General features: G+C 64.2%; 21 protein-coding genes. 8 read left to right on the forward strand and 13 right to left on the reverse strand.

Annotated features, from left to right (window positions below; translation table 11 throughout):
* The first annotated feature begins 50 nt into the window (after positions 1-50).
* The 3 genes from C84B14_RS03890 to glcF are packed head-to-tail and all read left to right on the forward strand — an operon-like array spanning position 51 to position 3,863.
* Positions 51-1,556 carry an FAD-linked oxidase C-terminal domain-containing protein gene (locus tag C84B14_RS03890; protein ID WP_348766120.1) on the forward strand — a complete coding sequence of 502 codons (1,506 nt, stop codon included), beginning with the start codon at positions 51-53 and terminating at the stop codon, positions 1,554-1,556.
* Positions 1,553-2,617 (forward strand): glycolate oxidase subunit GlcE, encoded by a 1,065-nt coding sequence (glcE, locus tag C84B14_RS03895; RefSeq protein WP_353221986.1) that lies wholly within the window; start codon positions 1,553-1,555, stop codon positions 2,615-2,617. The genes C84B14_RS03890 and glcE overlap by 4 nt, the downstream gene beginning before the upstream one ends.
* A gap of 13 nt (positions 2,618-2,630) precedes the next feature.
* Entirely contained in the window at positions 2,631-3,863 is a 1,233-nt protein-coding gene (gene glcF / locus C84B14_RS03900) for a glycolate oxidase subunit GlcF (protein ID WP_353221988.1), read from the forward strand.
* A gap of 444 nt (positions 3,864-4,307) precedes the next feature.
* Here glcF and C84B14_RS03905 read toward each other — a convergent pair whose 3' ends face one another.
* A complete protein-coding gene (locus tag C84B14_RS03905; RefSeq protein WP_353221990.1) occupies positions 4,308-5,402 on the reverse strand; it encodes an AI-2E family transporter in 1,095 nt (364 codons plus the stop codon).
* Positions 5,403-5,991: 589 nt separating this feature from the next.
* Here C84B14_RS03905 and C84B14_RS03910 point away from each other — a divergent pair.
* Positions 5,992-7,485: a M48 family metalloprotease gene (locus tag C84B14_RS03910; RefSeq protein WP_353221992.1), complete on the forward strand. Its 1,494-nt coding sequence runs from the start codon at positions 5,992-5,994 to the stop codon at positions 7,483-7,485.
* Positions 7,486-7,580: 95 nt separating this feature from the next.
* Here the strand turns inward: C84B14_RS03910 and lapB are convergent, their stop codons facing one another.
* From lapB to gyrA, 12 genes are all read right to left on the reverse strand, one after another.
* Positions 7,581-8,780, reverse strand: coding sequence for a lipopolysaccharide assembly protein LapB (lapB, locus tag C84B14_RS03915; RefSeq protein ID WP_353221994.1), 1,200 nt, complete (start codon positions 8,778-8,780; stop codon positions 7,581-7,583).
* Positions 8,773-9,063, reverse strand: a complete 291-nt coding sequence (locus C84B14_RS03920) for a lipopolysaccharide assembly protein LapA domain-containing protein (protein WP_348766126.1) — start codon at positions 9,061-9,063, stop codon at positions 8,773-8,775. The genes lapB and C84B14_RS03920 overlap by 8 nt, the downstream gene beginning before the upstream one ends.
* A gap of 58 nt (positions 9,064-9,121) precedes the next feature.
* The gene (locus C84B14_RS03925; protein WP_006913502.1) at positions 9,122-9,409 is read right to left on the reverse strand and encodes an integration host factor subunit beta; all 288 of its coding nucleotides are present in this window, start codon (positions 9,407-9,409) and stop codon (positions 9,122-9,124) included.
* A gap of 122 nt (positions 9,410-9,531) precedes the next feature.
* Entirely contained in the window at positions 9,532-11,217 is a 1,686-nt protein-coding gene (gene rpsA, locus C84B14_RS03930) for a 30S ribosomal protein S1 (RefSeq protein ID WP_348766127.1), read from the reverse strand.
* Positions 11,218-11,332: 115 nt separating this feature from the next.
* Positions 11,333-12,022, reverse strand: a complete 690-nt coding sequence (cmk, locus tag C84B14_RS03935) for a (d)CMP kinase (protein ID WP_353221997.1) — start codon at positions 12,020-12,022, stop codon at positions 11,333-11,335.
* Positions 12,019-13,341 carry a 3-phosphoshikimate 1-carboxyvinyltransferase gene (aroA, locus tag C84B14_RS03940; protein WP_353221998.1) on the reverse strand — a complete coding sequence of 441 codons (1,323 nt, stop codon included), beginning with the start codon at positions 13,339-13,341 and terminating at the stop codon, positions 12,019-12,021. The genes cmk and aroA overlap by 4 nt, the downstream gene beginning before the upstream one ends.
* 1 nt (position 13,342) lies before the next feature.
* Positions 13,343-14,233 (reverse strand): prephenate dehydrogenase, encoded by an 891-nt coding sequence (locus tag C84B14_RS03945; RefSeq protein ID WP_353222000.1) that lies wholly within the window; start codon positions 14,231-14,233, stop codon positions 13,343-13,345.
* Positions 14,230-15,366 carry a histidinol-phosphate transaminase gene (gene hisC, locus C84B14_RS03950; protein ID WP_353222002.1) on the reverse strand — a complete coding sequence of 379 codons (1,137 nt, stop codon included), beginning with the start codon at positions 15,364-15,366 and terminating at the stop codon, positions 14,230-14,232. The genes C84B14_RS03945 and hisC overlap by 4 nt, the downstream gene beginning before the upstream one ends.
* Positions 15,367-15,393: 27 nt before the next feature.
* Positions 15,394-16,533 (reverse strand): prephenate dehydratase, encoded by a 1,140-nt coding sequence (pheA, locus tag C84B14_RS03955; RefSeq protein ID WP_353222004.1) that lies wholly within the window; start codon positions 16,531-16,533, stop codon positions 15,394-15,396.
* 3 nt (positions 16,534-16,536) lie between these two features.
* Positions 16,537-17,730, reverse strand: coding sequence for a phosphoglycerate dehydrogenase (locus C84B14_RS03960; protein WP_353222006.1), 1,194 nt, complete (start codon positions 17,728-17,730; stop codon positions 16,537-16,539).
* Between the two features lie 140 nt (positions 17,731-17,870).
* Positions 17,871-18,956, reverse strand: a complete 1,086-nt coding sequence (gene serC, locus C84B14_RS03965) for a 3-phosphoserine/phosphohydroxythreonine transaminase (RefSeq protein ID WP_353222008.1) — start codon at positions 18,954-18,956, stop codon at positions 17,871-17,873.
* 35 nt (positions 18,957-18,991) lie between these two features.
* Complete coding sequence (gene gyrA, locus C84B14_RS03970) at positions 18,992-21,661, reverse strand: DNA gyrase subunit A (RefSeq protein WP_353222010.1); 2,670 nt, start codon at positions 21,659-21,661, stop codon at positions 18,992-18,994.
* Between the two features lie 216 nt (positions 21,662-21,877).
* Here gyrA and C84B14_RS03975 point away from each other — a divergent pair, with 216 nt between their 5' ends.
* The 4 genes from C84B14_RS03975 to C84B14_RS03990 are packed head-to-tail and all read left to right on the forward strand — an operon-like array spanning position 21,878 to position 25,386.
* Positions 21,878-23,209 (forward strand): TRZ/ATZ family hydrolase, encoded by a 1,332-nt coding sequence (locus tag C84B14_RS03975; RefSeq protein ID WP_353222012.1) that lies wholly within the window; start codon positions 21,878-21,880, stop codon positions 23,207-23,209.
* Entirely contained in the window at positions 23,206-23,916 is a 711-nt protein-coding gene (ubiG, locus tag C84B14_RS03980) for a bifunctional 2-polyprenyl-6-hydroxyphenol methylase/3-demethylubiquinol 3-O-methyltransferase UbiG (RefSeq protein WP_353222014.1), read from the forward strand. Before C84B14_RS03975 ends, ubiG begins: the two co-directional genes overlap by 4 nt.
* Complete coding sequence (locus C84B14_RS03985; RefSeq protein WP_353222016.1) at positions 23,913-24,614, forward strand: HAD family hydrolase; 702 nt, start codon at positions 23,913-23,915, stop codon at positions 24,612-24,614. The genes ubiG and C84B14_RS03985 overlap by 4 nt, the downstream gene beginning before the upstream one ends.
* 19 nt (positions 24,615-24,633) lie before the next feature.
* Complete coding sequence (locus C84B14_RS03990) at positions 24,634-25,386, forward strand: SDR family oxidoreductase (protein ID WP_353222018.1); 753 nt, start codon at positions 24,634-24,636, stop codon at positions 25,384-25,386.
* Positions 25,387-25,761: the final 375 nt, after the last annotated feature.

Raw genomic sequence — 25,761 nt, forward strand, 5'->3', positions numbered from 1 at the left:
CAGCGGCCGTTCGGCCGCGCCCCCTCGCCCCTTTTTTTCGGAGATCGCCCATGGCCGATACCGCTATCGCGGACGCCGCGGAACAGGTGCTTGCTTCGCGCCCCGACAAGGCCCAGCTGATCGACAAGCTGGTCGCCAAACTCCCGGAACACGTCGTACTGCATGCCGAAGAGGATCTGCGCCCCTTCGAATGCGATGGCCTGTCCGCCTATCGCAAGCTGCCGATGATCGTGGTGCTGCCCGAGACGATCGAGCAGGTACAGATCGCCATGCAGGTCTGCTACGCCAATGACGTGGCCGTTGTCGCCCGCGGTGCCGGCACCGGCCTGTCCGGCGGCGCCCTGCCGATGGAAAACGGCGTGCTGTTGTCGCTGGCCAAGTTCAAACAGATTCTGGATATCGATACCGCCAACCGCCGCGCCACGGTTCAGCCCGGCGTCCGCAATCTCGCGATTTCGGAAGCGGTATCGGATCTCGGCCTGTACTACGCCCCCGATCCCTCCTCGCAGATCGCCTGTTCGATCGGCGGCAACGTGGCCGAAAACTCGGGCGGCGTGCACTGCCTGAAATACGGTCTGACCACGCACAACATCATCGAGCTTGAGATCGTGACCGTCGAAGGCGAGCGCATGACCATCGGCAGCGAGGCGCTGGATACGCCCGGCTACGATCTGCTCGCGCTGATGACCGGCTCGGAAGGCCTGCTGGGCGTGATCGTCCAGGTGGTGGTCAAACTGCTGCCCAAGCCCGAACGTGCCCAGGTCGTGCTCGCTGCCTTCGACGACGTGCGCAAGGCCGGCGACGCCGTCGCGGCGATCATTCAGGCGGGTATCGTGCCGGCCGGGCTGGAAATGCTCGATAACCCTGCGATCGTGGCCACCGAAGAGTTCGTGCACGCCGACTATCCGACCGACGCCGCGGCGATTCTGCTGTGCGAAGTCGACGGCACCCATGCCGAGGTGGACGAGCATATCGCCGACGTACGCGAGGTGGTCGAACGCGAAGGCGCGACCGAAGTTAGGGTGTCGCGCGACGACGCCGAGCGCGCCATCTTCTGGGCCGGCCGCAAGGCGGCGTTTCCGGCCATGGGCCGGATTTCGCCGGACTACTACTGCATGGATGGCACCATCCCGCGCAAGGCGCTGGCCGACGTACTGATCGGCATCGGCGAGCTGTCCAAGAAATACGGGCAGCGTGTCGCCAACGTCTTTCATGCCGGCGACGGCAACCTGCACCCGCTGATTCTCTACGATGCGAACATCGAGGGCGAGCTGGAGCGCACCGAGGAATTCGGCGGCGCGATATGCGAACTGTGCCTGGAACACGGCGGCACGATCACCGGCGAACACGGCGTGGGCGTGGAAAAGATCGACCAGATGTGCGTGCAGTTCCCGCCGGACGAACTGACCCAGTTCCATGCCGTCAAGCAGGCGTTCGATAGCAAGGGTCTGCTCAATCCTGGCAAGGCCGTGCCCACGCTGCACCGCTGTGCCGAATTCGGTGCCATGCACGTACATAACGGTGAACTGCCCTTCCCAGAACTGGAGCGACTGTGACGACCTCTGCCGATCAGAGCCAACAACTGAGCGAGCGCGTAACCGAGGCGTTCGCCCACGCCACGCCGTTGCATCTGCGCGGCAGCGGCAGCAAGGATTTCCTCGGCGAAGCCGTCGATGGCGAAACCCTCGATGTGACCGGCCATGCCGGCGTGGTGAACTACGAGCCCGGCGAACTGGTGATGACCGCGCGCGCGGGCACGCCGCTGGCCGAGCTAGAAAAGGTATTGGCCGACGCGCACCAGATGCTGGCCTTCGAGCCGCCGCATTTCGGCGCCAACGCCACCCTGGGCGGGACCATCGCCACCGGCCTGTCCGGCCCGGCGCGGCCTTTCGCCGGCGCGGCACGCGACTTCGTGCTGGGCTGTCGGATCATCAACGGCCAGGGCCAGATACTGCGCTTCGGCGGCGAGGTGATGAAGAACGTGGCCGGGTACGACCTGTCGCGGCTGATGGCCGGCGCCTACGGCACCCTGGGCGTGTTGCTCGACGTGAGCCTGAAGGTGCTGCCCGTCGCGCGTACCCAGATTACGCGGGTGTTCGAACACAGCGCTGCCCAGGCGCTCCAGCAGATCAGCGACTGGCAGCGCAAACCCTGGCCCATCACCGCGGCCTACTGGGAAGACGGCAAGACGTATCTGCGACTGGCCGGGGCGACATCGTCGGTGGACTCCGCCTGCGAGAAGCTCGGCGGCGAAACGCTCGACGACGACACCTCGTTCTGGCGCGCGGTACGTGAGCACGAGCGTCCCTTCTTTGCGAGCGACGATCGCCCGCTGTGGCGTGTTTCCCTGCCCCCGGCCGCCGCCATGCTCGATATCGACGGCGATTGTGTGATCGACTGGGGCGGCGCCCAGCGCTGGGTGCAGACCGATATGGAGGCCGTGGCCCTGCGTCGTGTCGTCAAGGACGCCGGCGGCCATGCCACGGTCTATCGCGGCGATGCGCAACCGCGCTTTCATCCGATGGGCGAATCGATCCTGGCCCTGCAACAGCGCCTGAAAAAATCCATGGATCCGGCCGGCATCCTGAATCCGGGCCGTATCTACCCCGAGCTTTAGACGAGCCTTTACCATGCAGACTTCCATCATCCCGCAATTGCGTGATACCCCGGACGGCCAAGAAGCCGATCGTATTCTGCGTGCCTGTACGCACTGCGGTTTCTGTACCGCGACCTGTCCCACCTATCAGTTGCTGGGCGACGAACGCGATAGCCCGCGCGGGCGTATCTATCTGATCAAGCAGGTACTCGAAGGCGAGAAACCGACGCAGAAGACGCAGACGCATCTGGACCGTTGCCTGACCTGTCGCGCCTGCGAAACCACCTGTCCGTCGGGCGTGGAATACGCCAAGCTCGCCGATATCGGCCGCGAACTGGTCGAGCAGCAGGTCGAGCGCCCGCGCCACGAACGCGTGCTGCGCTGGCTGTTGCGCCATATCGTGGCCTATCGCAACCGCTTCGCCTTCTTTTTCGCCCTCGGCCATCTGTTCAAGCCGCTGCTGATGGGCCCGCTCGCGCCGCTCAAGCAGAAGATGCCGCCGCGGCGTAAGGCCCTGGCATGGCCCAAGGCCGAGAATGCACAACGCACCATGCTCGTGCTCGACGGTTGCGTGCAGCCGGTCGCCGCGCCCAATACCAATGCCCATGCGGCGCGCATCTTCTCCCAGCTGGGTGTGCGCCTGGTTGCACCCAAGGCCAGCGGCTGCTGTGGCGCGCTTTCCCAGCATCTGTCACATCGCGAAGAGGCCAACGACTTCGCACGCCGTAACATCGACGCCTGGTGGCCCTATATCGAGGACGGCGCCGAGGCGATCGTGCTCACCGCCAGCGGCTGTGGTGCCTCGGTGGTCGAGTACGGGCATATGCTGCGCAACGACCCGGAATACGCCGAGAAAGCCGCGCGCGTATCGGCGCTGGCGCGCGATTTGAGCGACGTGCTTGCCGAAGAAGACCTCAGCCAGCTTGGCGACCTCGGCCACGGCCGACAGGTGGCCTACCACCCGCCGTGCACGCTGCAGAATGCACCGCAGCTGCACGACAACGTCGCCGAAATTCTTACCCAGGCGGGTTATCAACTGACCCACGTCCGCGATCCGCACCTGTGCTGCGGCTCGGCCGGGACCTATTCCATCCTGCAGCCGACCATGGCCAACGAGCTGCGCTCGAACAAGCTGGCGTCGCTGCAGGCGGGCGAGCCGGACGTCATCGTGACCGCCAATATCGGCTGCCAGCTGCATCTGGAATCCGCCGCCGGCGTGCCGGTGCGTCACTGGATCGAACTGCTGGAACCGGCCGCCGCGGCCTGAGTACTACCCTGCCCCCTGGCCGGCCTCTGCGCCGGCCAGGCCCTTGTCGACAGGCGGTAAGCCCGCAGGGAAACTGATCCTCCGAGCGATTCGAGCCGCGATCGCCGGATTGGGATCGGGGGCTGCGTTCTTATGTTGGATTACGCTGCGCTAATCCAACCTACGCCCTGCCCGGCCTTCGGGGTCTTCATTCGCGCTATCGGCGGTCGGTTGCAGACTCTAATCGATCCGGCGTTAACACGCACCGGAACCGGCGCGTTGCCGCGTAGGTTGGTTTAGGCCGCAGGCCGTAAACCAACACGGAACGAGGTTGTGAGGCCGTTCGAGCCGCGATCGCCGAATGGGGGTATCGGGACTGCGTTCCCTTGTTGGCTTACGCTGAACTCACCCATCCGGCCGGCGCTGCCCCGCCGGGCGCGAGGCGCCGCGCGAGAGCGGCGACAGTTACGAGGCCTCCTGAGCGTCGCGCTCGTTATCGAGCTCTGGCAGCACGGCTTCTCTGCGCGGCCATGCCTTGATGACGGCATGGACCACCGTCGCCAGCGGGATCGCGAAGAACACGCCCCAGAAGCCCCATATACCGCCGAAGAAGAGCACCGCCGTGATAATGGCCACCGGATGCAGATCCACCGCTTCCGAGAAGAGCACGGGCACCAGCAGATTGCCGTCGACCATCTGCAATATGGCGTAGGCGATCAGCACGTATACCGTCTGTGCCTCGAAGCCCCACTGCGCATACGCCACCAGCATTACCGGCACGGTCATGCCGAACGCGCCGATATAGGGCACCAGGACCGAGAAGCCGACCAGCGCGGAGAGCAGCATCGCGTACTTGAGCCCGAGCAGCGAGAACACGATATAGGCGGCAATCCAGACGATCACGATTTCCAGCGCCTTGCCACGCACGTAGTTGCCCAGCTGGGCGTTCACGTCGGCCCAAACGTTGCGCACCAGGCGTCCGTTGCGCGGGCCGAAATTCGCGAACCAGCGCAGAATCAGTGCCTTGTCGCGCAGCATGAAGAAGACCATGAGCGGCACGAGCAACAGGTAGACCGACAGATACAGCAGGCTCATGCCGACCACCAGCGAGCGGCTGACCACAGTCTGGCGTAGCGAGCCCACATCGAACGTCATGCTGTTGATCATGGCGTTGATCTGGTCGTCGGTGATCAGCGCCGGGTAACGCTCGGGTAAAGCGGCAATCCATTCCTGCGCCCGACTGATCAGACTGGGGACCTCGGTGAGCACCTGGCCGGCCTGACGGGTCAGTAGCGGCAGCAGCGCGAAACTCACCCATACCACGCCGATCAACAACGCGGTGGACAACAGGGCCGCGCCCAGCCAGCGGGGCACGTTGACGCGTTCGAGCCAGAGCACCGGTGAATCCAGCAGATAGGCCACTACGACGGCAGCCAGTACCGGCGTGAGCAGCGTGCCGAACACCATCACCAACACCAGCGCACTGACAAGAATCAACGCGAGTGCAACCACCTGCGGATCCGAGAAGTGGCGGCTGAACCATTCGCGCACGACGTTCATCGCTGCCCCCGCGTACCGACTGGCATCGCGCCTTGCGTCAAGACGAATGGAGAAAACAATAGCTTCGGCACGTCGGCTCCTGTGTGCTGGCGCGCGGTTTGCGAACCCGCATGCTGAATATTAGTCCGGCCATAAAGCAGGCGACTCGGTCTGTTTTTTTCAACGTCATTGAAAAGTAGATGCCGGCACCTGTGCGTCGCTTCTTTCGATGGCTGCGCGGGCGCTGGTCGCGGCGCTCATGCGTTCGCACACGCACGTCATCAACCCGAAACAACTTCTATTTTCATGCCGGATTAATAACATGCGCGAACCGCTGCTGTATGACAGCAATCGCGCTGCCCCTCGAAAAGGCGTCGTACGTCGGGTGGCAGACATGCCAGGGCCGGCCCCATCCCTGCCAAGACGTGGCACTACCAGTGGCACCAAGCCGACTTACGTTACGGACATGCGTTGGTCTGCAAAACACGGGCACAAACGTATATGGCTCAGTCAGAAGTTCTCTGATCGCGCCAGTTTAATCGAATGAACGAAACACGCTAATCTGGGGTCTGAAGTTCATGCGCCCAACCGCTGCCAACATGGCCCACTCGTGATTTTTGGTTCGCACCGCTCGACCCGTTTTTCGGTCCTGCTGATGGCCTGTCTGTTGACTGTCAGCACGCTCGTGAGCGCGCGCGATTACCAGCTGCCCAGCATCGGACAGCCGGCGGACAACTACATGTCGCCAGCCGAAGAGCAGAAGGTCGGGCTGCAGGTTGTGGCTCAGCTGCTGGCGCGCCATCTGATCATCGAGGACGTTCAGCTGCGCGAATACCTCACCCGTGTGGGAACGCGCCTGGCCAAGCATACCGACGCCGATGCCAGCGCGTTTCGGTTCTACCCGATCAATAGCGGTCAAATCAACGCCTTTGCGCTGCCGGGCGGCTATATCGGGATCAACGCCGGTCTGATTACCGAAACCGACAACGAAAGCGAGCTGGCCGGCGTGATGGGCCACGAAATGGCCCATGTCACCCAGCGTCATATCGCCCGCCAGATCGAAGCAACCTCCGGCATGGGCTGGGCGACGGCAGCCGCCATTCTGGTCGCCGCGATCGCCGGCGGCGGCGATCCGGACGCCCTCACCGCGGCGGTGACCGCCGGCGTGTCCAATCTCAACCAGCAGCAGACCAACTTCACCCGCGCCCACGAGTTCGAGGCCGACCGTATCGGCATACGAACCATGGCCGAATCGGGTTTCGACCCGGACGCCATGGCAAGCTTCTTCGAGAAAATGCAGCGGCGCTCGCGCCTGTACGGCAACCAGCTACCCGATATCCTGCTGTCGCATCCGGTGAGCAACACACGCATGGCCGAAGCCGAAGTCCGCGCGCGCGACTATGCCAATACCCGGGTGCAGGAGAGCGATACCTACGCGCTCATGAAGGAACGCGCGCGCGTGCTCGTGAGCAAACAGTACGGTGAGCTGCTGCGCTACTACGAGCAGCGCCGCCGCGACGAAGGCCCCAAGCCGGCCCTGGACTACGGCTATGCGCTCACACTGCTGCAGCTCGGCCGCAGCGATGACGCCATTGCCCTGCTCGAGCCGCTGGCGACCCAGGGGCCGTCGCATGCCGCCTATACCCTGGCCCTGGCCCAGGCCCGTCGCCAGTCCGGACAGACCCAAAAAGCACGCGAGCTGCTCGAACAGGCCCGGACCGCCTTTCCCGACAGTGCCGCGGTCAAGCTCGACTATGCCGAGTTCCTGATGGATACCGGCGATGCGCAGGCCGTACGGTCGTTTCTATTGCAGGACCGCGCCCTGCTCGAGCAATCCGCCGACGCACAACAGATGCTCGCGCGCGTGGCCGGCGACCAGGGCAATCTCGGCGAGGCCTACTATCGACAGGCCAAATACTACGAGTTGCGCGGCGCCTATGGCCCGGCCATCAACCAGCTGCGCACCGCGCTTCAAACAACCGAGCTGAACGCCTTCGACAAGGCACGCCTGCGGGCGCTGCTGGACCAAATGGTGAAGTCCTGTCATCGCGCCTGGTCGGAACGCGAATGCCGCGAACAGGTGGCCGCAGACGCCCGCTACTGAGCCCTTGTTGGGGACCGCAGCCCTTGCCGGCTTGCCGGGTCCCGCGGTTCGACACCCGCGCGCAGCGCGCCGTATCGCCGTAGTGGCCGGCGTCGCTAGCGTGCGGATCGACCCGGCCCGGACTCCACCGGGCGTACGTCGCGGGTCGGCACGATCGTATTCCACTGTCGACAGCTCGGGCACTGCCAATGCAGATAGCGCCCGGAAAAGCCGCACTGGCCGCAGTGATAGGTGGGCTGGCGCTCGATGATCTGGCCCAGCGACTGGCGCAGGCTATCCAGCGGCCCGGTGAGGGTGCTGCGCGTCTGCGACCAGGTCAGGTCGAGCAGATGGTAGAAACCGATCCAGTTCGGCTCGGTCTGCAGATACTGCGAGATATGCGCGATCGCCTCGTCCGTTTTCTGTTGTCGATGCAGAAAGCGCGCATAGGCCACATGCGGGTGCGCGCCGTCGTAGAGCGGCATCAGCTCGCGCAGGAACTGGGCATAGCCGGACGGATCGTCGAGCGCGTCGAAACAACGCCGCATCGGTTCAATGATTTCACTGATGAAGTCGACGTCCTGGCGCATCACCTGCCGATAGATGCGGATAGCGCCGCGAAAATCCTCGGCCTGTTCTGCCATGAGCCCGCCGATCAGGCTCGCACGCGCACAGTCGCGAAAGGATTGCCGCGCGGACTTGAGATGGTTGCGCGCTTCGTCGCGCTGGCCGGCGTTGCGTGCCTGCTCCGCCAGCTCGCAGAAATACTGGGCAATGACCGGGCGTAGCGACGTGCCGCGTACCGTCTCCAGCCGCCGCGTCGTGCTGATGGATTGATCCCAGTCGCGCTCCTGTTCATAGATCGCGATCAGGCCCGAGAGTGAGCGTTCGAGGAACAGATTCTGATCGGCCAGCTCGCGAAACAGCCCTTCGGCACGATCCAGCACGCCGGCGCGCAGGTAATCCTGGGCCAGTTCGTAGCGGGCCTGGTTACGATGGATGGCCTTCAGGTTGGGCCGGGCGACCAGGTTCTGGTGCATGCGCAGAGCGCGGTCCACCTCGCCCTGGCGACGAAACAGATTACCCAGGGCCAGATGCGTCTCCGCGGTGTCGTTATCGACCTCGAGTACGCGTACGAAGGTGGCGATCGCCTGATCTGCGTCTTCGTTGACGAGCTGGCTGATACCGCGCAGATAGTCGGCGTTGACCGGTGGCGTGGATTCCTCTCGGCCGTCAGCGCGCCCCCGCACATACCAGCCGGACGCCGCTGCCAGCGGCAGCAGAGCCAATAGAACCAACCAGATGCCATCAAGCATCGTGAATGGGCATGCTCCGCAGATTGGATATCTCGGTCTGGGCGTCCTTGAGACGACGCCGCGCGCTCGTGAGCTGAGCACGTAGCCGAGTGATCTTGCCAACACAAACGATGGCAGCGATGGCGAGGCCCAGAACGAATGCCACGACGAGCAGAACCACCAGCGGTGCTTCGGTCGTGGTCCAGAGCAGATCGATCGAAACCAGATCGTAGTTGAAGAACCCGAACGCCACGCCCAAGACGAGCCCCACGACCACGATCAGATTACGAATCAGGCGTAGCATTTAATTCCCGTTGCTTGTGCGGGCGACGCCGCCCTTCGACACAGGCGGTTATAGCCAGCTATGAATGGTTTGTGTTGACCCGTTCGCGCAATTCCTTGCCGGGTTTGAAATGCGGCACGTACTTGCGCGGAATGTCGACGGATTCGCCGGTTTTCGGGTTACGACCACGCCGCGCAGGACGATGGTGAACCGAAAAACTGCCAAATCCACGAATCTCCACGCGGCCGCCTTCCGCCAGCTCGGCGATCACGTCGTCGAGTAGAAGTTTTACCGCCAGTTCCACGTCACGGTGCGACATATGCGCCTGACGCTGGACCAGCCGTTCGATCAGCTCCGATTTAGTCATCCAGCGTCCTCTCCCTGGAAACGCCGCCCCCGAATCATGCCCCTTGGCACGCCCCTGATGAGAAGGTAGTTAAAACGCGGGGCGCGTGCAAGCGCCCCGCGTTATTTTCGACCGCGATATTTTTAGTTGTTGCGGTCGCTGGCGTCGATCTGCTCTTTGAGCAGCTCGCCAAGGCTGGTGGTGCCGGTCGAAGCATCGGTATCCGCGTAGTCGCGCATAGCCTGCTGCTCGTCCTTTTCGTCCTTGGCCCGAATCGACAGGCTGATGGTGCGGTTACGGCGGTCGACGCCGACGAAGCGGGCTTCGACTTCCTGGCCTTCCGACAGCGCGCTACGCGCATCTTCCACGCGATCGCGGGAGATGTCGGACGCCCGGATGTAACCGACGACATCGTTGCCCAGGTCCACGGTCGCACCGCGAGCATCGACAGTGTCGATCTTGCCGGAAACGACGCTGCCCTTCGGATTGTCCGCGACGAAGGAACCGATCGGATCCTGCGCCAGCTGCTTGATGCCCAGCGAGATGCGCTCGCGGTCGGCGTCGATCGAAAGCACCACGGCCTCGACCTCGTCGCCCTTCGAGTATTCGCGCACCACTTCTTCACCGGCGTCGTTCCACGACAGATCCGAAAGATGCACCAGGCCGTCGATGTTGCCCGGCAGACCCACGAAGATACCGAAGTCGGTGATCGACTTGATCTGGCCGCGCACGGTGTCGTTGCGCTGATGGTTGGCGGCAAAGTCTTCCCAGGGGTTGGACTTGCACTGCTTCATGCCCAGCGAGATACGACGACGCTCTTCGTCGATCTCCAGCACCATGACTTCGACCTCGTCGCCGACGTCGACAATCTGGCCCGGATTGACGTTCTTGTTGGTCCAGTCCATTTCGGACACGTGCACCAGGCCCTCGACGCCTTCTTCGATCTCGACGAAGGCACCGTAGTCGGTGATGTTGGTGACGTTACCGAACAGGCGGGTGCTTTCCGGGTAGCGACGCGCGATATCGACCCACGGATCGTCGCCGAGCTGCTTCAGGCCCAGCGATACACGGGTGCGCTCACGGTCGAACTTGAGCACCTTGACCTCGACTTCCTCGCCCACGTTGACGACGTCGGTCGGATCCTTGATGCGCTTCCACGACATGTCGGTGATATGCAGCAGGCCGTCGATACCGCCCAGGTCCACGAACGCGCCGTAGTCGACCAGGTTCTTGACGATGCCCTTGAGCACGATGCCTTCCTGGAGCGTGTCCAGCAGCTGCTTGCGCTCTTCGCTGTACTCTTCCTTGAGCACGTCACGACGCGACACGACCACGTTGTTGCGCAGGCGGTCGAGCTTGATGACGCGGAACTCGAGCGGCTTGCCTTCGAGATAGGTGGTATCGCGAACCGGACGCACGTCGACCAGCGAACCCGGCAGGAACGCACGGATGTTGCCGACATCGACGGTGTAACCGCCCTTGACCTTGCCACTGATGTGGCCGACCACGGACTCGCTGTTTTCGTAGGCGTCGGTAAGGAAGTCCCAGGTACGGATGCGCTGGGCTTTTTCCTTCGACAGGCGCGTGGCGCCGAAGCCGTCTTCCACGGCTTCCAGTGCGACTTCGACCTTGTCCCCTTCCGCAACGGAGATTTCGCCGTTATCGTCGTAGAACTCGTCGATCGGGATCACGCCTTCCGACTTGAGGCCGGCATCGACGATGATCACGTCGTTCTTGATTTCCAGCACCTCGGCGTTGATGAGGGAACCGGGCTGCATGGTGCGACCCTGCAGACTTTGCTCGAATAGTTCGGCGAAACTTTCAGACATGAGGGGAAAAGATCCTACGGCGCTTGAGAAAAGCGAGCGCCATCCGTGGTTGATAAAACAATCCGGTCAACGACATTGCGCCGTGACCGGTCCAGTCAAAACAGCCGGATTCAGCTTAAATCCAGCCTTTTTCGCGTACAAGGCAACGCACTTTTTCCAGTGACGTCGCCACGCTTTCGCCGGTCGTATCGATGACATGGGCATCGGCCGCCGGCTTCAGGGGCGCGACTTCACGCGAAGCATCGCGCGCGTCCCGCTCCAATATCTCTCGATATATCCGGTCAAGATTAGCATCAACGTTAGCGCCCGACAACTGCGCGAACCGGCGATTGGCGCGCTCTTCGGCCGAGGCGGTGATATAGAGTTTCAGATCGGCTTCGGGGAAGATCACCGTGCCCATATCACGGCCGTCCGCGATGAGTCCGGGCATGCCGGCGAAATCGCGCTGGCGCGCCAGCAGCGCGGCCCGGATGTCCGGCTGCACGGCCCATTTCGAGGCGGCATCCGACACCGCGTCGGTACGAATGATGTCGGTGACGTCTTCACCGGCCAGCAGCACGCGTTGGCCGGCGCCCCGATCCGGCTCGAAAACCATGTCCAGCGAGCGCGCCGCGGCCACGGCCGTGGCACAGTCGGCTGGCTGCCCAGCGTCGAGCCCGTCGCGCAGCGCGACCAGGCCAACCAGCCGATACAGCGCACCGCTGTCGAGCAGCCACCAGCCGAGCTCGCGCGCCAGCGCGGAGGCCAGCGTGCCCTTGCCGGCACCGCCCGGCCCGTCCAGCGTCATCACCGGCGCATGGTTCATGACGATACCTCGCTAGCTTCGATCTGCAGCCCGGCCCCGGCGGCCAGCGCCAGAAACCCCGGAAACGAGGTATCCACGAAATCACAGTCGTCTATTTCGATAGGCGCATGCGCGCGCAGAGCGGCCATGGCAAACGCCATGGCAATGCGATGGTCGTCGTGGCTGGCGATACGGCCGCCGCCGAATACGGCGCCCGCGCCCCGGCCAACGATCGTAAGGCCGTCGTCGGCCACGCTTACCTCGACGCCGAGCTGGCTCAGGCCGTCGGCCATTACCGCGATCCGATCCGATTCCTTGACCCGCAGCTCCGCGGCGCCGGTCAAACGGGTCGTTCCCTCGGCACAGGCGGCGGCAATGAATATCGCCGGGAACTCGTCGATGGCCAACTCCACTTCGTCACCGCCGATATCGATGCCCTTGAGCGACGCACTGCGTACTTCGATATCGGCCACCGGCTCGCCGGCCTGGATACGCTCGTCGTGCAGGCGTATGTCCGCGCCCATGCGGCTGAGGATGTCGATTACCCCGCGTCGGGTCGGGTTGATGCCCACGCCGGGCATCATGATCGCGCTGGATTCGGCAATACTGGCGCCGACCATGAAGAACGCGGCCGAGGACAGATCGGCCGGCACCGCCACATCGCCTGCCTGCAGCGCCTGGCCGCCGGTAATGGACAGCGTGTGCGCCTGGCGTTCGATACGCACGCCAAAGGCGGAGAGCATGCGCTCGGTATGGTCGCGGCTGATGCCCGGCTCGGTGACCCGCGTCGTGCCCTGGACATACAGCCCGGCCAGCAGTACACAGGATTTGATCTGGGCGCTGGCGACCGGCGGCGTGTAGTCGATGCCGTTAAGCACCTGCCCGCCGTGTATTTCGAGCGGCGCGCGCCCGCCTTCCTGGCCATCGATACGCGCGCCCATGAGCGTCAGCGGCTCGATCACACGCGCCATGGGCCGGCGTGAAAGACTGGCGTCGCCGACCAGACGGCTATCGAAACGCTGACCGGCCATCAGGCCGGACATCAAACGCATGGAGGTGCCCGAATTGCCCAGATCGAGCGGCGCCCGCGGCGCCTGCAGCCCGTCGCGACCCAGGCCGTCGACGATCAGCGCATCGCCGTCACGCTCGAACATGACGCCCATCGCCTGGAAGGCATGCAGGGTCGCCAGACAGTCCGCACTTTCCAGAAAGCCGGTAATACGCGAGCGCCCGTCGGCGATGGCCGAGAGCATGACCGCCCGGTGCGAAATGGACTTATCGCCCGGCACGCGCAGCTCGCCACGCAGGGCGCCGCCCGGCTGCAAATGAAAACGACGCATGTCAGGAACGCCTCATGGCAAAACCGTCGCGCGCGGTCTTCGCGCGCAGGAAAGTAGCCGCCAACGTGTCGCGGTCGTCGTCGGCAATCGCCGCGCGCACCGCCGCCAGATCGCCGATATAGCGATCCAGTACCGGCAGTACCGCGTCGTGATTGGCGGTCACGATATCCGCCCAAAGGTCGGGGCTACTGGATGCGATCCGGGTGAAGTCGGCAAAACCGCCGGCTGCGTACGCGAATATTTCGGTACGTTCGGCCATCCGCGCCAGCGTATCGACCAGGGTATAGGCCAGCAGATGCGGCAGATGACTGGTCGCGGCCAGCACCTCATCGTGGTGCGCGCCGTCCATTTCGCTGATCTGTGCCCCCACGGCCCGCCACAGTGCTTCAACCCGGGCCAGCGCCTGCGGCTCGGTCGCCAGCGTCGGCGTGAGAATCACGCGGCGCTGCTCGAACAATTCCGCGAAGCCCGCATCGAGGCCGCTACGCTCGGTGCCCGCGATAGGATGCCCCGGCACGAACCGGGCGAAGCTCTCACCCAAACCGGCCTGTGCCTCGCGAATCACGCTCAGCTTGGTACTCCCGGTATCGGTGACCACGGCATTCGCGGGTAGCGCCGTGGCCAGACGCGCGAACACGCCGGCCATGGCGCCAATGGGCACGGCCACGACCACGAGCGTCGCCTTGGCCACGGTCGTCGCGATATCGGTCGATGCCTCATCGGCCAAACCGAGCTCGCGGGCCCGGCGCGCCTCGTCGGCATCCGCCACCACCGCATCGATACGATCGCCCAAACCTTTGGCCTGAAGCGCGCGCACGATCGAGCCGCCGATCAGACCCAGTCCGATTACGCAGATTCGTTCTTCATCCAGGCTTGGCCGATCCGGGCTCATGCGCGCTCGAGCACGCTATCAAGTGCCGCGAGAAAAACCTGGTTCTCTTTTTGGCTGCCGACAGTTACGCGCAGATGCTCAGGCATTGCATAACTTTCCAGCGGTCGCACGATCACGCCTTCGTGCAGCATCGCGCGATACACGGGCGTCGACGGCTGCCCGCAGTCAAAGGTGATGAAATTCGCCTGCGACGGCACGCAGCGCAGCCCCCGGGCCGCCAGTTCGTCGGCCAGCGAGGCACGCTGCACGGCGTTGGTCTGGATCGAATAAGCCACGAAGTCCTCATCCGCCAACGCCGCCTGGGCACAGTGGAGCGCCACCGTGTTGACGTTGAACGGCTGGCGAATGCGGTTGATCCAGTCGGCGACCGCGGCCGAGGTCAGGGCATAGCCAACGCGCAGCCCCGCCATCCCATAAATTTTCGAGAATGTGCGCGTAACAACAAGATTTTCGAAGCGTTCCAGCCATTGGCGGCTATCGGGGCGTTCGCTGTCCGCCTGGTATTCCAGATAGGCCTCGTCGAGCACCACGACCACACCGGGCGGTACCGTCTGCAGGAACGCTTCGATCGCGTCCGGTGCGAGCCAGGTACCGGTAGGGTTGTTGGGGCTGGCAATGAACACGACGCCGGTGTTTTCGTCGATATGGTCGAGAAACGCGTCGAGATCGTGGCCATAGGGCATATCGGCCTCGGGCCCGAGCGCCGGCACCTCGCGCACCTCGGCGTTCACGGCCTGGGCGACGATCGGATAGACCGCGAACGCGTACTGCGAAAACACCGCGTTCTTGCCGGGGCCCAGAAAGACCCGCGCCGTGAGCTCCAGCACGTCGTTGGACCCGTTGCCGAGCGTGACCCGTTCCGGCTCGATCGCATGGCGGGCGGCGATGTCCTGCTTGAGCGCATAGCCGCCCCCGTCCGGGTAGCGATGCAGATCCGATGCACCTTTTTCCAGAAACTCGGCGAACGCCCGCGTCACCGCCGGCGCCACGCCGAACGGATTCTCGTTGGAGGCCAGCTTGATGATCGAGGTCAGCCCAAGCTCGCGCTTGAGGTCATCGATCGGTTTGCCGGGCACATAGGCATGCAGGCCGTGAATACCGGCATGCGCCTGTTCGTTAAGGCTTTTACCCATGTTATTTCAATCGGTTAACGCTTGAATTTAATTCTCGACATCAGGTCGACGAAACGTCGACCGCCCGCGGATAGGCGCCCGCGGATAGGCGCCCAGCACCTTGAGCATCGCGGCCTGGGATTCGATCGCCTCGAGCACCTGACGTACCCGCGGCTCGTCGATATGGCCTTCCAGATCGATGAAGAAATTATAATCCCATGCCTGGCGCCGCGACGGCCGCGATTCGATACGGGTGAGGTCGACGCCCGCCTCCGCGCCCGGCGTGAGCAGGCGGTGGAGCATGCCCGGCTGGTTGCGGATGGCCACCAGGATCGAGGTCATGTCGTTGCCGGTGGCCGGCACCTGCTGTTTGCCAAGTACGAGAAAACGGGTGGTGTTGTTCGGCTCGTCCTCGATGTTCGAGGCCAGCATCGGCAACTCGTAGAACTCGGACGCGGCGCGCCCGGCGATGGCAGCGGCCTGGCTCTCGCCGGCCACGCGTCGTGCCGCTTCGCCGTTGCTGGAGACCGCTTCGCGCACCACGCCCGGCAGTTGCCGGTCGAGCCACTTGCGGCACTGGGCCAGCGATTGTGCATGGGCCACCACGCGCTTCACCCCGGTCAGATCCGCGGCCTTCGACAGCAGATGATGATGGACGGCCAGCGCGACCTCGCCGCAGATCTGCAGCGAGCTGCCGACCAGCTCGTCGAGGGTGTGGCTGACCACGCCTTCGGTCGAGTTCTCGACCGGCACGACGCCGAAATTGGCGTTGCCGGCCTCGACCTCGCGAAAGATTTCGTCGATGGCCGGCAGCGGCATCGCTCGCACCGAATGACCGAAGTGCTTGTAGACCGCGGCCTGGGTATAGGTGCCCTCGGGGCCCAGATAGGCCACCTTCAACGGCGATTCCAGCGCCAGACAGGCCGACATCACTTCGCGCATGAGGCGCATGATGGTGGCATCGTCCAGCGGGCCGTCGTTGCGCTCGGCCACCCGGCGCAGCACGTCGGCTTCGCGCTCGGGGCGATAGAAGTCCGTGCGTTGTCGTTCGGCCTTGATGCGGGCAACATCCAGCGCCACACCGGCACGCTCGGCGATCAACGCCTGGATTTGCGCATCCAGCGCATCGATACGCTCGCGTGCGCCGGCCAGCGCCTCGTTGTCCGAGTTGTCCTGCGACGAACTCATCGCTTACGCCGCGTCGCTACCCACGGCACCCAGATAGCGCACGCACAGCACGCCTTCGATGGTGCGCAGCTCTTCGATGGCTTCATCGGCGACCGGCGCATCGATATCCACAAGCGTGTAGGCGACCTCGCCCTTCGACTTGTTGAGCAGATCGGCGATGTTGTGCCCGTGGCGGGCCAGCGTCGAGGAGATCTGGCCGACCATGTTCGGCACGTTATGGTTGACCACGGCCAGACGATGGGCGCTCGCGGTCGGCGGCATGATCGCCTCGGGGAAGTTCACCGAGTTGCGGATGTTGCCAACTTCGAGATAGTCGCGCAGCTGGTCGGCGATCATCATCGCGCTGTTGTCTTCGGCTTCGTCGGTCGAGGCGCCCAGATGCGGCAGCGTGATCACGCGATCGTGTCCGCGCAGCTTCTCGGAGGGGAAATCGCAGACGTAGTAGCTCAGGCGGCCGTTTTCCAGCGCGGCGAGCACGGCGTCTTCATCGACGATCTCGGCGCGCGAGAAGTTGAGCAGCACCGCGCCCTTGCGCATCAGCTTGAGGCGCTTGGCATCGACCAGGCCGCGCGTATCGTCGACCAGCGGCACGTGCAGCGACACATAGTCGGAGCGCGACAGCAGTTCGTCGATGGACAAGGCCTGCGAAACGTTGGAGGTAAGACGCCAGGCGTTGTTGACGGTGATGCCCGGGTCGAAACCCTGCACGCTCATGCCCAGCGCCTGGGCGGCGTTGGCCACGTTCACGCCGATGGCGCCGAGGCCGGCCACGCCGAGCGTGCGGCCCGGCAGTTCCACGCCCTTGAAGCGCTTCTTGCCGGCTTCGACTTCCTTCTTGAGCTCTTCGCCGGTGGAGGTGAGTTCCTCGACGTACTTCCAGGCGCTCATCAGGTTACGCGAGGCGAGCAGCATGCCGGCCAGTACCAGCTCCTTCACGGCGTTGGCGTTCGCGCCGGGCGCATTGAACACCGGCACGCCACGCTTGCTCATGTCGGCGACCGGAATGTTGTTCACGCCGGCGCCGGCACGCCCGATCGCACGCACGGAATCGGCGATCGCCATATCGTGCATGTTGTGCGAGCGCAGGATGATGGCGTCCGGCTTGGACATCTCCGAGGCAATCTCGTAGAGATCGCGCGGCAGGCGATCGAGCCCCTTGGCCGAGATATTGTTCAGCGTCTGGATCTTGAACGTCATAACTAACCTTTATCCGCGAATTCTTTTGAAAACTGATCCGCAGATTTCACGGATCGCGAAGATCGAAATGCGGCGACAAACAACTGTTACAGCCGGTCTTCGAATCTGGGCGATCTGGGCAATCTGCGGATTGCTATGTCTTAACCGTTGGCCTTTTCGAAACCGCGCATGAAGTCCACCAGCGCGTCGACGCCGGCTTCCGGCATGGCGTTGTAGATCGAGGCACGCATGCCGCCGACCGAACGATGGCCCTTGAGCGTGGACAGCCCGGCCTCCTCGGCCTGGGCCAGGAACGTCTTGTTGAGATCGTCGTTGGCCAGCAGGAACGGCACGTTCATGGTCGAACGGGCATGCGGCGCTACCGGGTTGCTGTAGAAGTCCGAGCCGTCGATAAAGCCGTACAGCTTGTCGGCCTTGCGCTGGTTGCGCTCGGCCATGCCTTCCAGGCCGCCATTGTCGAGAATCCATTCGAAGGTCAGGCCCGCCATGTACCAGGCGAAACACGGCGGCGTGTTGAGCATGGAATCGGCATCGGCCTGCTGCTTGTAGTCCAGCACCATCGGCACGCCCGGCTGCGGGTTGCCCATGAGGTCGTCGCGCACGATGACCATGGTGACACCCGCCGGGCCGGCGTTCTTCTGCGCGCCGGCATAGATCACGCCGTATTTGGACACGTCGATCGGCTTGGAAAGGAACGCCGACGACCAGTCACCCACCAGCGGCACATTGCCCGTATCCGGCACGTCCGGGTACTCGATGCCCTCGATGGTTTCGTTAGGGGTGTAATGCACATAGGCCGCGTCGTCGCGCAGCTGCCAGTCGGCCCGGGCGGGCACGTCGGTGAAGCTGCCGTCGACAGCCGAATTGGCCGCGACCTGGGCATCGCCGTACTTGCCGGCTTCCTTGACCGCTTTCTTGCCCCAGCTGCCGTTAACCACGTAGTCGGCCTTTTGCGACGTACCCATGAGGTTCAACGGCACGCCCGCGAACTGGCCCGCGGCCCCGCCCTGCAGAAACAGCACGCTGTAGCCCTCGGGCACGTTCAGCAGCTTGCGCAGATCCTGGGTGGCTTTTTCGGCAATGGAGACGAAGGCATCGCCGCGATGGCTCATTTCCATCACCGACATGCCGGTGCCCTGCCAATCCAGCAGATCGGCCTGGGCTTTCTCGAGCACTTCGACCGGCAGTGTGGCCGGCCCTGCACTGAAGTTGTAGACGCGTGCCATAAAAGTCTCCTTTGAAAATCGACGCTGCGCGAAGGTCAGTCCGCGGCAGGGTCCGAATCGTTATCGTCGGCGGCCGGCGCGTCATCCGCGCTGCGGTCGTCGCTGGAATCGTCGGCGCCATTCTCCGCGCCCGTGTCTTCGCCGTCCGCCTCGCCGTCGTCTTCCTCGTCGTCGGTGACGATACGGTCGACGCCGACCAGATGCTGGTCGTCGGCCACCCGGATGATGCGTACACCCTGGGTATTACGGCCGAGCACCGATATTTCGGCCACGGCCGTGCGAATCAGCGTACCCATATTGGATATCAGCATGATTTCATCGTCTTCGAGCACCTGGGTCGCGCCTACGACGGCACCGCTCTTGTCGGACTGCTTGAGCGCGAGCACGCCCTGGCCGCCACGACCGCGCAGCGGATAATCGTCCACCGGCGTGCGTTTGCCGTAGCCCTGCGCGGTCACCGTGAGGATATCGCCGTCGCGGATCACGATGAGCGCGATCACGGCCGCGCCGTCCTCGTCCTCGGGCAGGCGGATACCGCGTACGCCCGCGGCCGTACGGCCCATTTCACGAACGTCCTGTTCGGCAAAACGAATCACCTTGCCGCCCGAAGAGAACAGCATCAGCTCGTCGTCGCCGCTGGTCAGGTCCACGCCCACCAGCGCGTCATCGTCGCGCAGATCGATGGCGATGATGCCGTTGGAGCGCGGCCGGGAGAACTGCTCCAGCGCGGTCTTCTTGACCGTGCCGTTGCGGGTGGCGAAGAACACGTTTTCGCTGGTGTTGAAGTCCTTGATGGGCAGCACCTGGGAGATGCGCTCGTCGGCCTCCAGCGGCAGCAGGTTCACAATGGGCTTGCCGCGCGCGCCGCGACCGGCGCTGGGCAGCTCGTAGACCTTGAGCCAGTACGCCTTGCCGGCCGAAGAGAAGCACAGCAGCGTGTCGTGGGTATGCGCGACCCACAGCTTGTCGATGAAGTCGGCATCCTTGGTCTGGGTGGCCGACTTGCCGCGCCCGCCGCGACGCTGGGCGCGATAAGCATCCAGCGGCTGGCTCTTCACATAGCCTTCGTGGGTGAGCGTGACCACCACGTCTTCCGGGGTGATCAGGTCGGCGGTGGTCAGATCCAGATGGCTGTCGAGAATCTCGGTCTTGCGTTCGTCGCCGTAGTCGCGACGGATCGCCTCCAGCTCCTCGCGGATGACCTCGAACAGCCGCGCCATGTTGGACAGAATCTCGATGTAATCGGCGATCTTTTCGAGCAGCTGCTCGAACTCTTCGATGATCTTGCTCTGCTCCAGGCCGGTGAGCCGGTGCAGACGCAGGTCCAGAATCGCCTGGGCCTGGGTTTCGGTCAGACGATAGCTGCCGTTGTCCTGCAGCCCGTACGCCTTGGACAGATCCGCCGGGCGCGAGGATTCCGCCCCCGCGCGCTCGAGCATGTCCACCACCTGACCCGGCGGCCATTCGCGGTTGATCAGTGCTTCGCGCGCTTCCGCGGGACCGCTCGAGGCCTTGATCAGGGCGATCACTTCGTCGATGTTGGCCAGCGCGATGGTCAGGCCTTCCAGCACGTGGGCCCGGGCACGAGCCTTGGCCAGCTCGTACTGGGTACGCCGGGTCACGACCTCGCGCCGGTGACGAATGAAGGCTTCCAGCAGCTGCTTCAAGTTCAGCGTGCGCGGCTGGCCGTCGTCGAGCGCGACCATGTTGATGCCGAACACCGTCTGCATCTGCGAATGGCGATACAGATTGTTGAGCACGACCTCCGGCGTTTCGCCGCGGCGCAGCTCCACGACCATGCGCATGCCGTCCTTGTCGGACTCGTCGCGCAGCTCGGTGATGCCCTCGATGCGCTTGTCCTTGACCAGCTCGGCGATCTTTTCCAGCAGCCGGGCCTTGTTGACCTGATACGGCAGCTCGGTGACCACGATCGACTGCTTGCCGCGCTCGTCGACATCCTCGAAGTGCGCCCGGGCCCGCATGTAGATGCGACCGCGCCCGGTTTCGTAGGCCTCGCGAATGCCGTCGGCGCCGTTGATCATGGCCGCGGTCGGGAAATCCGGACCGGGCACGTGTTCCATCAGACCGGCAATGCTGATCTGCGGGTCGTCCATGACCGCCAGCACCGCGTTCACGACTTCCGTGAGGTTATGCGGCGGGATGTTGGTGGCCATGCCCACCGCGATACCGGTACCGCCGTTGACCAGCAGGTTGGGCAGGCGGGTGGGCAGCACCGCCGGCTCGGACTCGGATTCGTCGTAGTTGGGAATGAAATCGACCGTATCCTTTTCGATATCGGCCAGAATTTCGTGCGCCAGACGCGCCATGCGCACTTCGGTATAACGCATAGCCGCCGGCGCGTCGCCGTCGATGGAGCCGAAGTTGCCCTGGCCGTCGACCAGCACATAGCGCATGGAAAAATCCTGCGCCATGCGTACGATCGTGTCGTAGACCGCGGAATCGCCGTGCGGGTGGTACTTACCAATCACGTCGCCGACCACACGGGCCGACTTCTTGTACGGCTTGTTCCAGTCGTTGCCCAGTTCGCGCATGGCGTAGAGCACGCGCCGATGCACGGGCTTGAGGCCGTCGCGCACGTCGGGCAACGCACGCCCGACGATCACGCTCATGGCATAGTCGAGATACGACTGGCGCATCTCGTCTTCGAGGTTGATCGAAAGAATCTCTTTTGCGACGTCTGCCATAGAGTTTTAATTCGTTCTAGCCGCCTGCAACGCAGGCCGCATTCGGTGCGTATCCACGGGCTGGGAGTCGGCACTCGCCGGCGGCGATGGCCGGTCGTGCAACGCGGTTCAGCGCCGTCGCGTAAAGCCGGTCATGTTAGCACAGCGCGTGTGCCAAAAGCGCTTGATTGCGCTAGAGTGGCGGGCGTTCGCGCTCCCCACTGATCGCCTGTTTCCATGCGCCAGATCGATACCCTTGTTCATGCCCGCTGGGTCGCCCCTGTCTGCGGCGATTCGCGGCTGCTCGAAAACCATGCCGTGGCCATTCACCACGGCCTGATCGAAGCCGTACTGCCCAGCGACGAAGCCCGCGAGCGCTTCGATGCGAAAGAAGTCATCGACCGCGACACGCATCTGCTGATACCGGGACTGATCAATACCCATACCCATGCGGCGATGAACCTCATGCGCGGCATCGCCGACGATGTGCCGCTCATGCCCTGGCTGAGCGACTACATCTGGCCCACCGAAGGCGAATTCATGTCGCCCGAGTTCGTCGCCGACGGCACCGATCTGGCCATGGCCGAGATGCTGCGCGGCGGCACCACCTGCTTCAACGACATGTATTTCTTTCCGGACGTGGTCGCCGAACGCGTGGAAGCGGCCGGCATGCGGGCCACGGTCGGCATGATCGTGATCGACTTCCCCACGGTGTGGGCGGCCAACGCCGACGAATACCTGGAAAAAGGCCTGGCCCTGCACGACGCCTGGCGCGGTCACGATCGCATTTCCACGGTGTTTGCCCCGCATGCGCCCTATACCGTCTCCGATGCGCCGCTCAAAAAGATCCGCACCTATGCCGACGAAATGGATCTGCGCGTGCATATGCACGTCCACGAAACGGCTTTCGAGGTGACCGATGCCGAGCAAAAGAACGGCCAGCGCCCGCTTGCACGCCTGCACGACCTGGGCCTGCTGACGCCGAACTTCCTCGCCGTGCATATGACCCAGCTCAGCGACGAGGAGATCGCGCTGTGCGCGCGTAACGGCGTCCACGTGCTGCATTCGCCCGAGTCCAACCTCAAGCTGGCCAGCGGCCTGTGCCCGGTACAAAAGCTCATCGATGCCGGCATCAACGTCGCGCTGGGCACCGACGGCGCGGCCTCCAACAACGATCTGGACATGATCGGCGAAATGCGCACGGCCGCGTTCATCGGCAAGATCGCCGCCGACGACGCGGCCGCGGTCAGTGCCGATACCGTGCTGCGCATGGCCACCATCGGCGGCGCCGAAGCACTGGGCATCGCCGAAACCACCGGTTCGATCGAGCCCGGCAAGATGGCCGACCTGTGCGCCATCGATCTCGACGCGCTCGAAACCAAACCGGTGTTCGACCCGATCGCCGCCCTGGTCTACAACGTCTGCCGAGAACAGGTCAGCGACACCTGGGTGGCCGGTCAACGCCTGCTGGCCGATCGCCGGCTCACCACCCTGGACGAAGCCGATATCGCCGCACGCGCGGCCGACTGGCAACACAAGCTCGCAGCCCACGCAAAGGACACCTCATGACAAGCGATCAGAACGCCGAACTGGCCAAATTCGGCCGTATGGCCGAACACTGGTGGGACCCGGCGGGCGAAATGCGCCCGCTGCACGATATCAACCCGCTGCGAACCGATTTCATCGACCGACGCGCGCCGCTTGCCGGCAAGCGCGTGCTCGATGTCGGCTGCGGTGCCGGCATTCTCTCGGAAGCGCTGGCCCGACGCGGCGCCCAGGTGACCGGCCTGGACCTGGCGCCCGAACTGATCGAAGCCGCCAAGGCCCATGCCGAACAAAGCGATCTTGATATCGACTATCGCTGTGTATCCAGCCGCGATCTGATGCGTGAGCTGCCCGGCGCCTTCGATATCGTCGTCTGCTACGAAATGCTGGAACATGTCGATACGCCGGCTTATGTCGTCGACGACTGCGCCATGCTCACCGCCCCTGGCGGCCATCTGTTCTTCTCCACCATCAACCGCAGCGCCAAGGCCTGGCTGCTGGCAATCGGTGGCGCGGAGTACGTGCTCGGGCTGCTGCCGCGCGGCACCCACGAATACAGCAAGCTCATTCGTCCGTCGGAGCTGGGCGCCTGGTGTCGGCGCGCGCATCTCGAGGTCGCCGAGATCGCAGGCATGCACTACAACCCCTTCCCCCGCCGCGCCGCGCTCACCCAGCGCCCGGACGTGAACTACTTCCTGCACGCCCGCAAACCCGCCGCGAGCCGCGCATGAAGTTACAAGCCTTCGATGCGGTGCTGTTCGATCTCGACGGCACCCTGCTCGATACCGCGCCGGATCTGGCCGGGGCGATCAACGACATGCGCGTAGAACGTGGGCTCGAAGCCCTGCCGCTCGCCGAACTGGCGCCCATGTGTTCCTTCGGCGGGCGCGGCATGCTCCGCAAGGGCCTCGATCTCACCCCCGAGGATGCCGACTATCGCGCCAGCTACGATCTGTTCATCGAAACCTACCGCCAGCGCATGACCCGCGATACCCGGCCCTTCGACGGCATGCGTGAATTCGTGCGCCAGCTCGCCGACAGCGGCCTGGCCTGGGGCGTGGTCACCAACAAGATGGAAGCGCTCGCGCTGCCGCTGATGGATCATATGGACTTCGACCCGCCGCCGGGCTGCGTGATCGGCGGCGACAGCGCGGGTGTGGCCAAACCCGACCCGGCGCCGATGTACATGGCCTGCGAGCGTATCGGCGTCGACCCCGCCCGCTGTGTCTATATCGGCGATTCCGATCGCGATATCGAAGCCGGCCGCGTCGCCGGCATGGCCACCATCGGCGTGGCCTACGGCTATATTCCGCCCGGCGACGATATCCACGGCTGGCAGGCCGACGTGGTCATCGATACCGTCGCCGGCCTCGCCGCCGCGCTCGAACAGCTGGATGCGCAGGCGATTGCCGGCGCGCACCCGACCTGAAACCGAAAAAGCCCGTCCCATGACCGTATCTACCGATTCCAAACCGCTCGCCAACCGCGTGATTCTCATAACCGGCGCGGGCGGCGGCCTGGGCGCCGTCGTGGCACGCGCGATCGCGGCGGCCGGCGCCGAGTGCGTGCTGCTTGGCCGGCGCGAGCGCACGCTGACCCCGGTGTTCGATGCCATCGTCGCCGACGGCAGCCCTGAGCCCGCGCTGTTTCCCCTGGACGTGACCCGCGCCGGTGAAGACGACTACCAGCGCCTGGTGGACGGCATCGCCGCCGACTGCGGCCATCTCGACGGCGTCGTGCATCTGGCCGCCCGCTTCGACGGCCTCATGCCGCTGGCCACCCACCCGATCGACGGCTGGCAGCGGATCATGCATATCAACCTCACCGCCGCCTTCACCCTTACCCAGCTGTGCCTGCCGTTGCTGCAGGCCGTGGACGACGCCTCGGTGGTTTTCACCCTCGACGATGCGGCCGCCAAGCCGAAAGCCTTCTGGGGTGCCTATGGCGTGAGCAAGGCCGGGCTGAGCTCGCTGGTGAAGATGTTTGCCGTCGAGCACGAACAAAGCGATCGCCTGCGCTTCAACGGTATCGACCCCGGCCCGCGACAGACACCGCTACGCGCCAAGGCATTTCCCACCGAAGACCCATCGGCGCAGCCGCCGGAAAGCATCGCCGACACCTATGTACATCTGCTGTCGGCCGCCGCACGCGGCACCACCGGCCAGATCCTGGGCGCGGACGGGCAGCCCGTCGCGGCTTGATCTATTGGCGATCACCGCCAATTGCCACGACCTTAGCGACGCGGCGCCACGGCATAGTCGGTTATAACGCCGACCGGCTTCCGTCGCCGCGCGGACGTGCGCGGTGACTGTAATTCGGTTAGGTCACGATTGTTGTAGGCTGGATTAGCGCAGCGTAATCCAACAGAGAACGCAGCCCCGCGGGTCCGATTGGACCTGCGCGGTTCGTGTCGTCTGGGAGAGCGTCGTTGCCTGTTGGCTTACGGCCTGCGGCCTAAGCCACCTACGCGGGGGATTCCGGCCGCTTGGGTATAGCGGCGACGTCGTGTGTAGGTTGGATTAGCGCAGCGTAATCCAACAAAGAACACAGCCCGCGGGGCCGATTCGACCTGCGCG

This window comes from Salinisphaera sp. C84B14, assembly GCF_040361435.1.
Taxonomy (GTDB): Bacteria; Pseudomonadota; Gammaproteobacteria; order Nevskiales; family Salinisphaeraceae; genus Salinisphaera.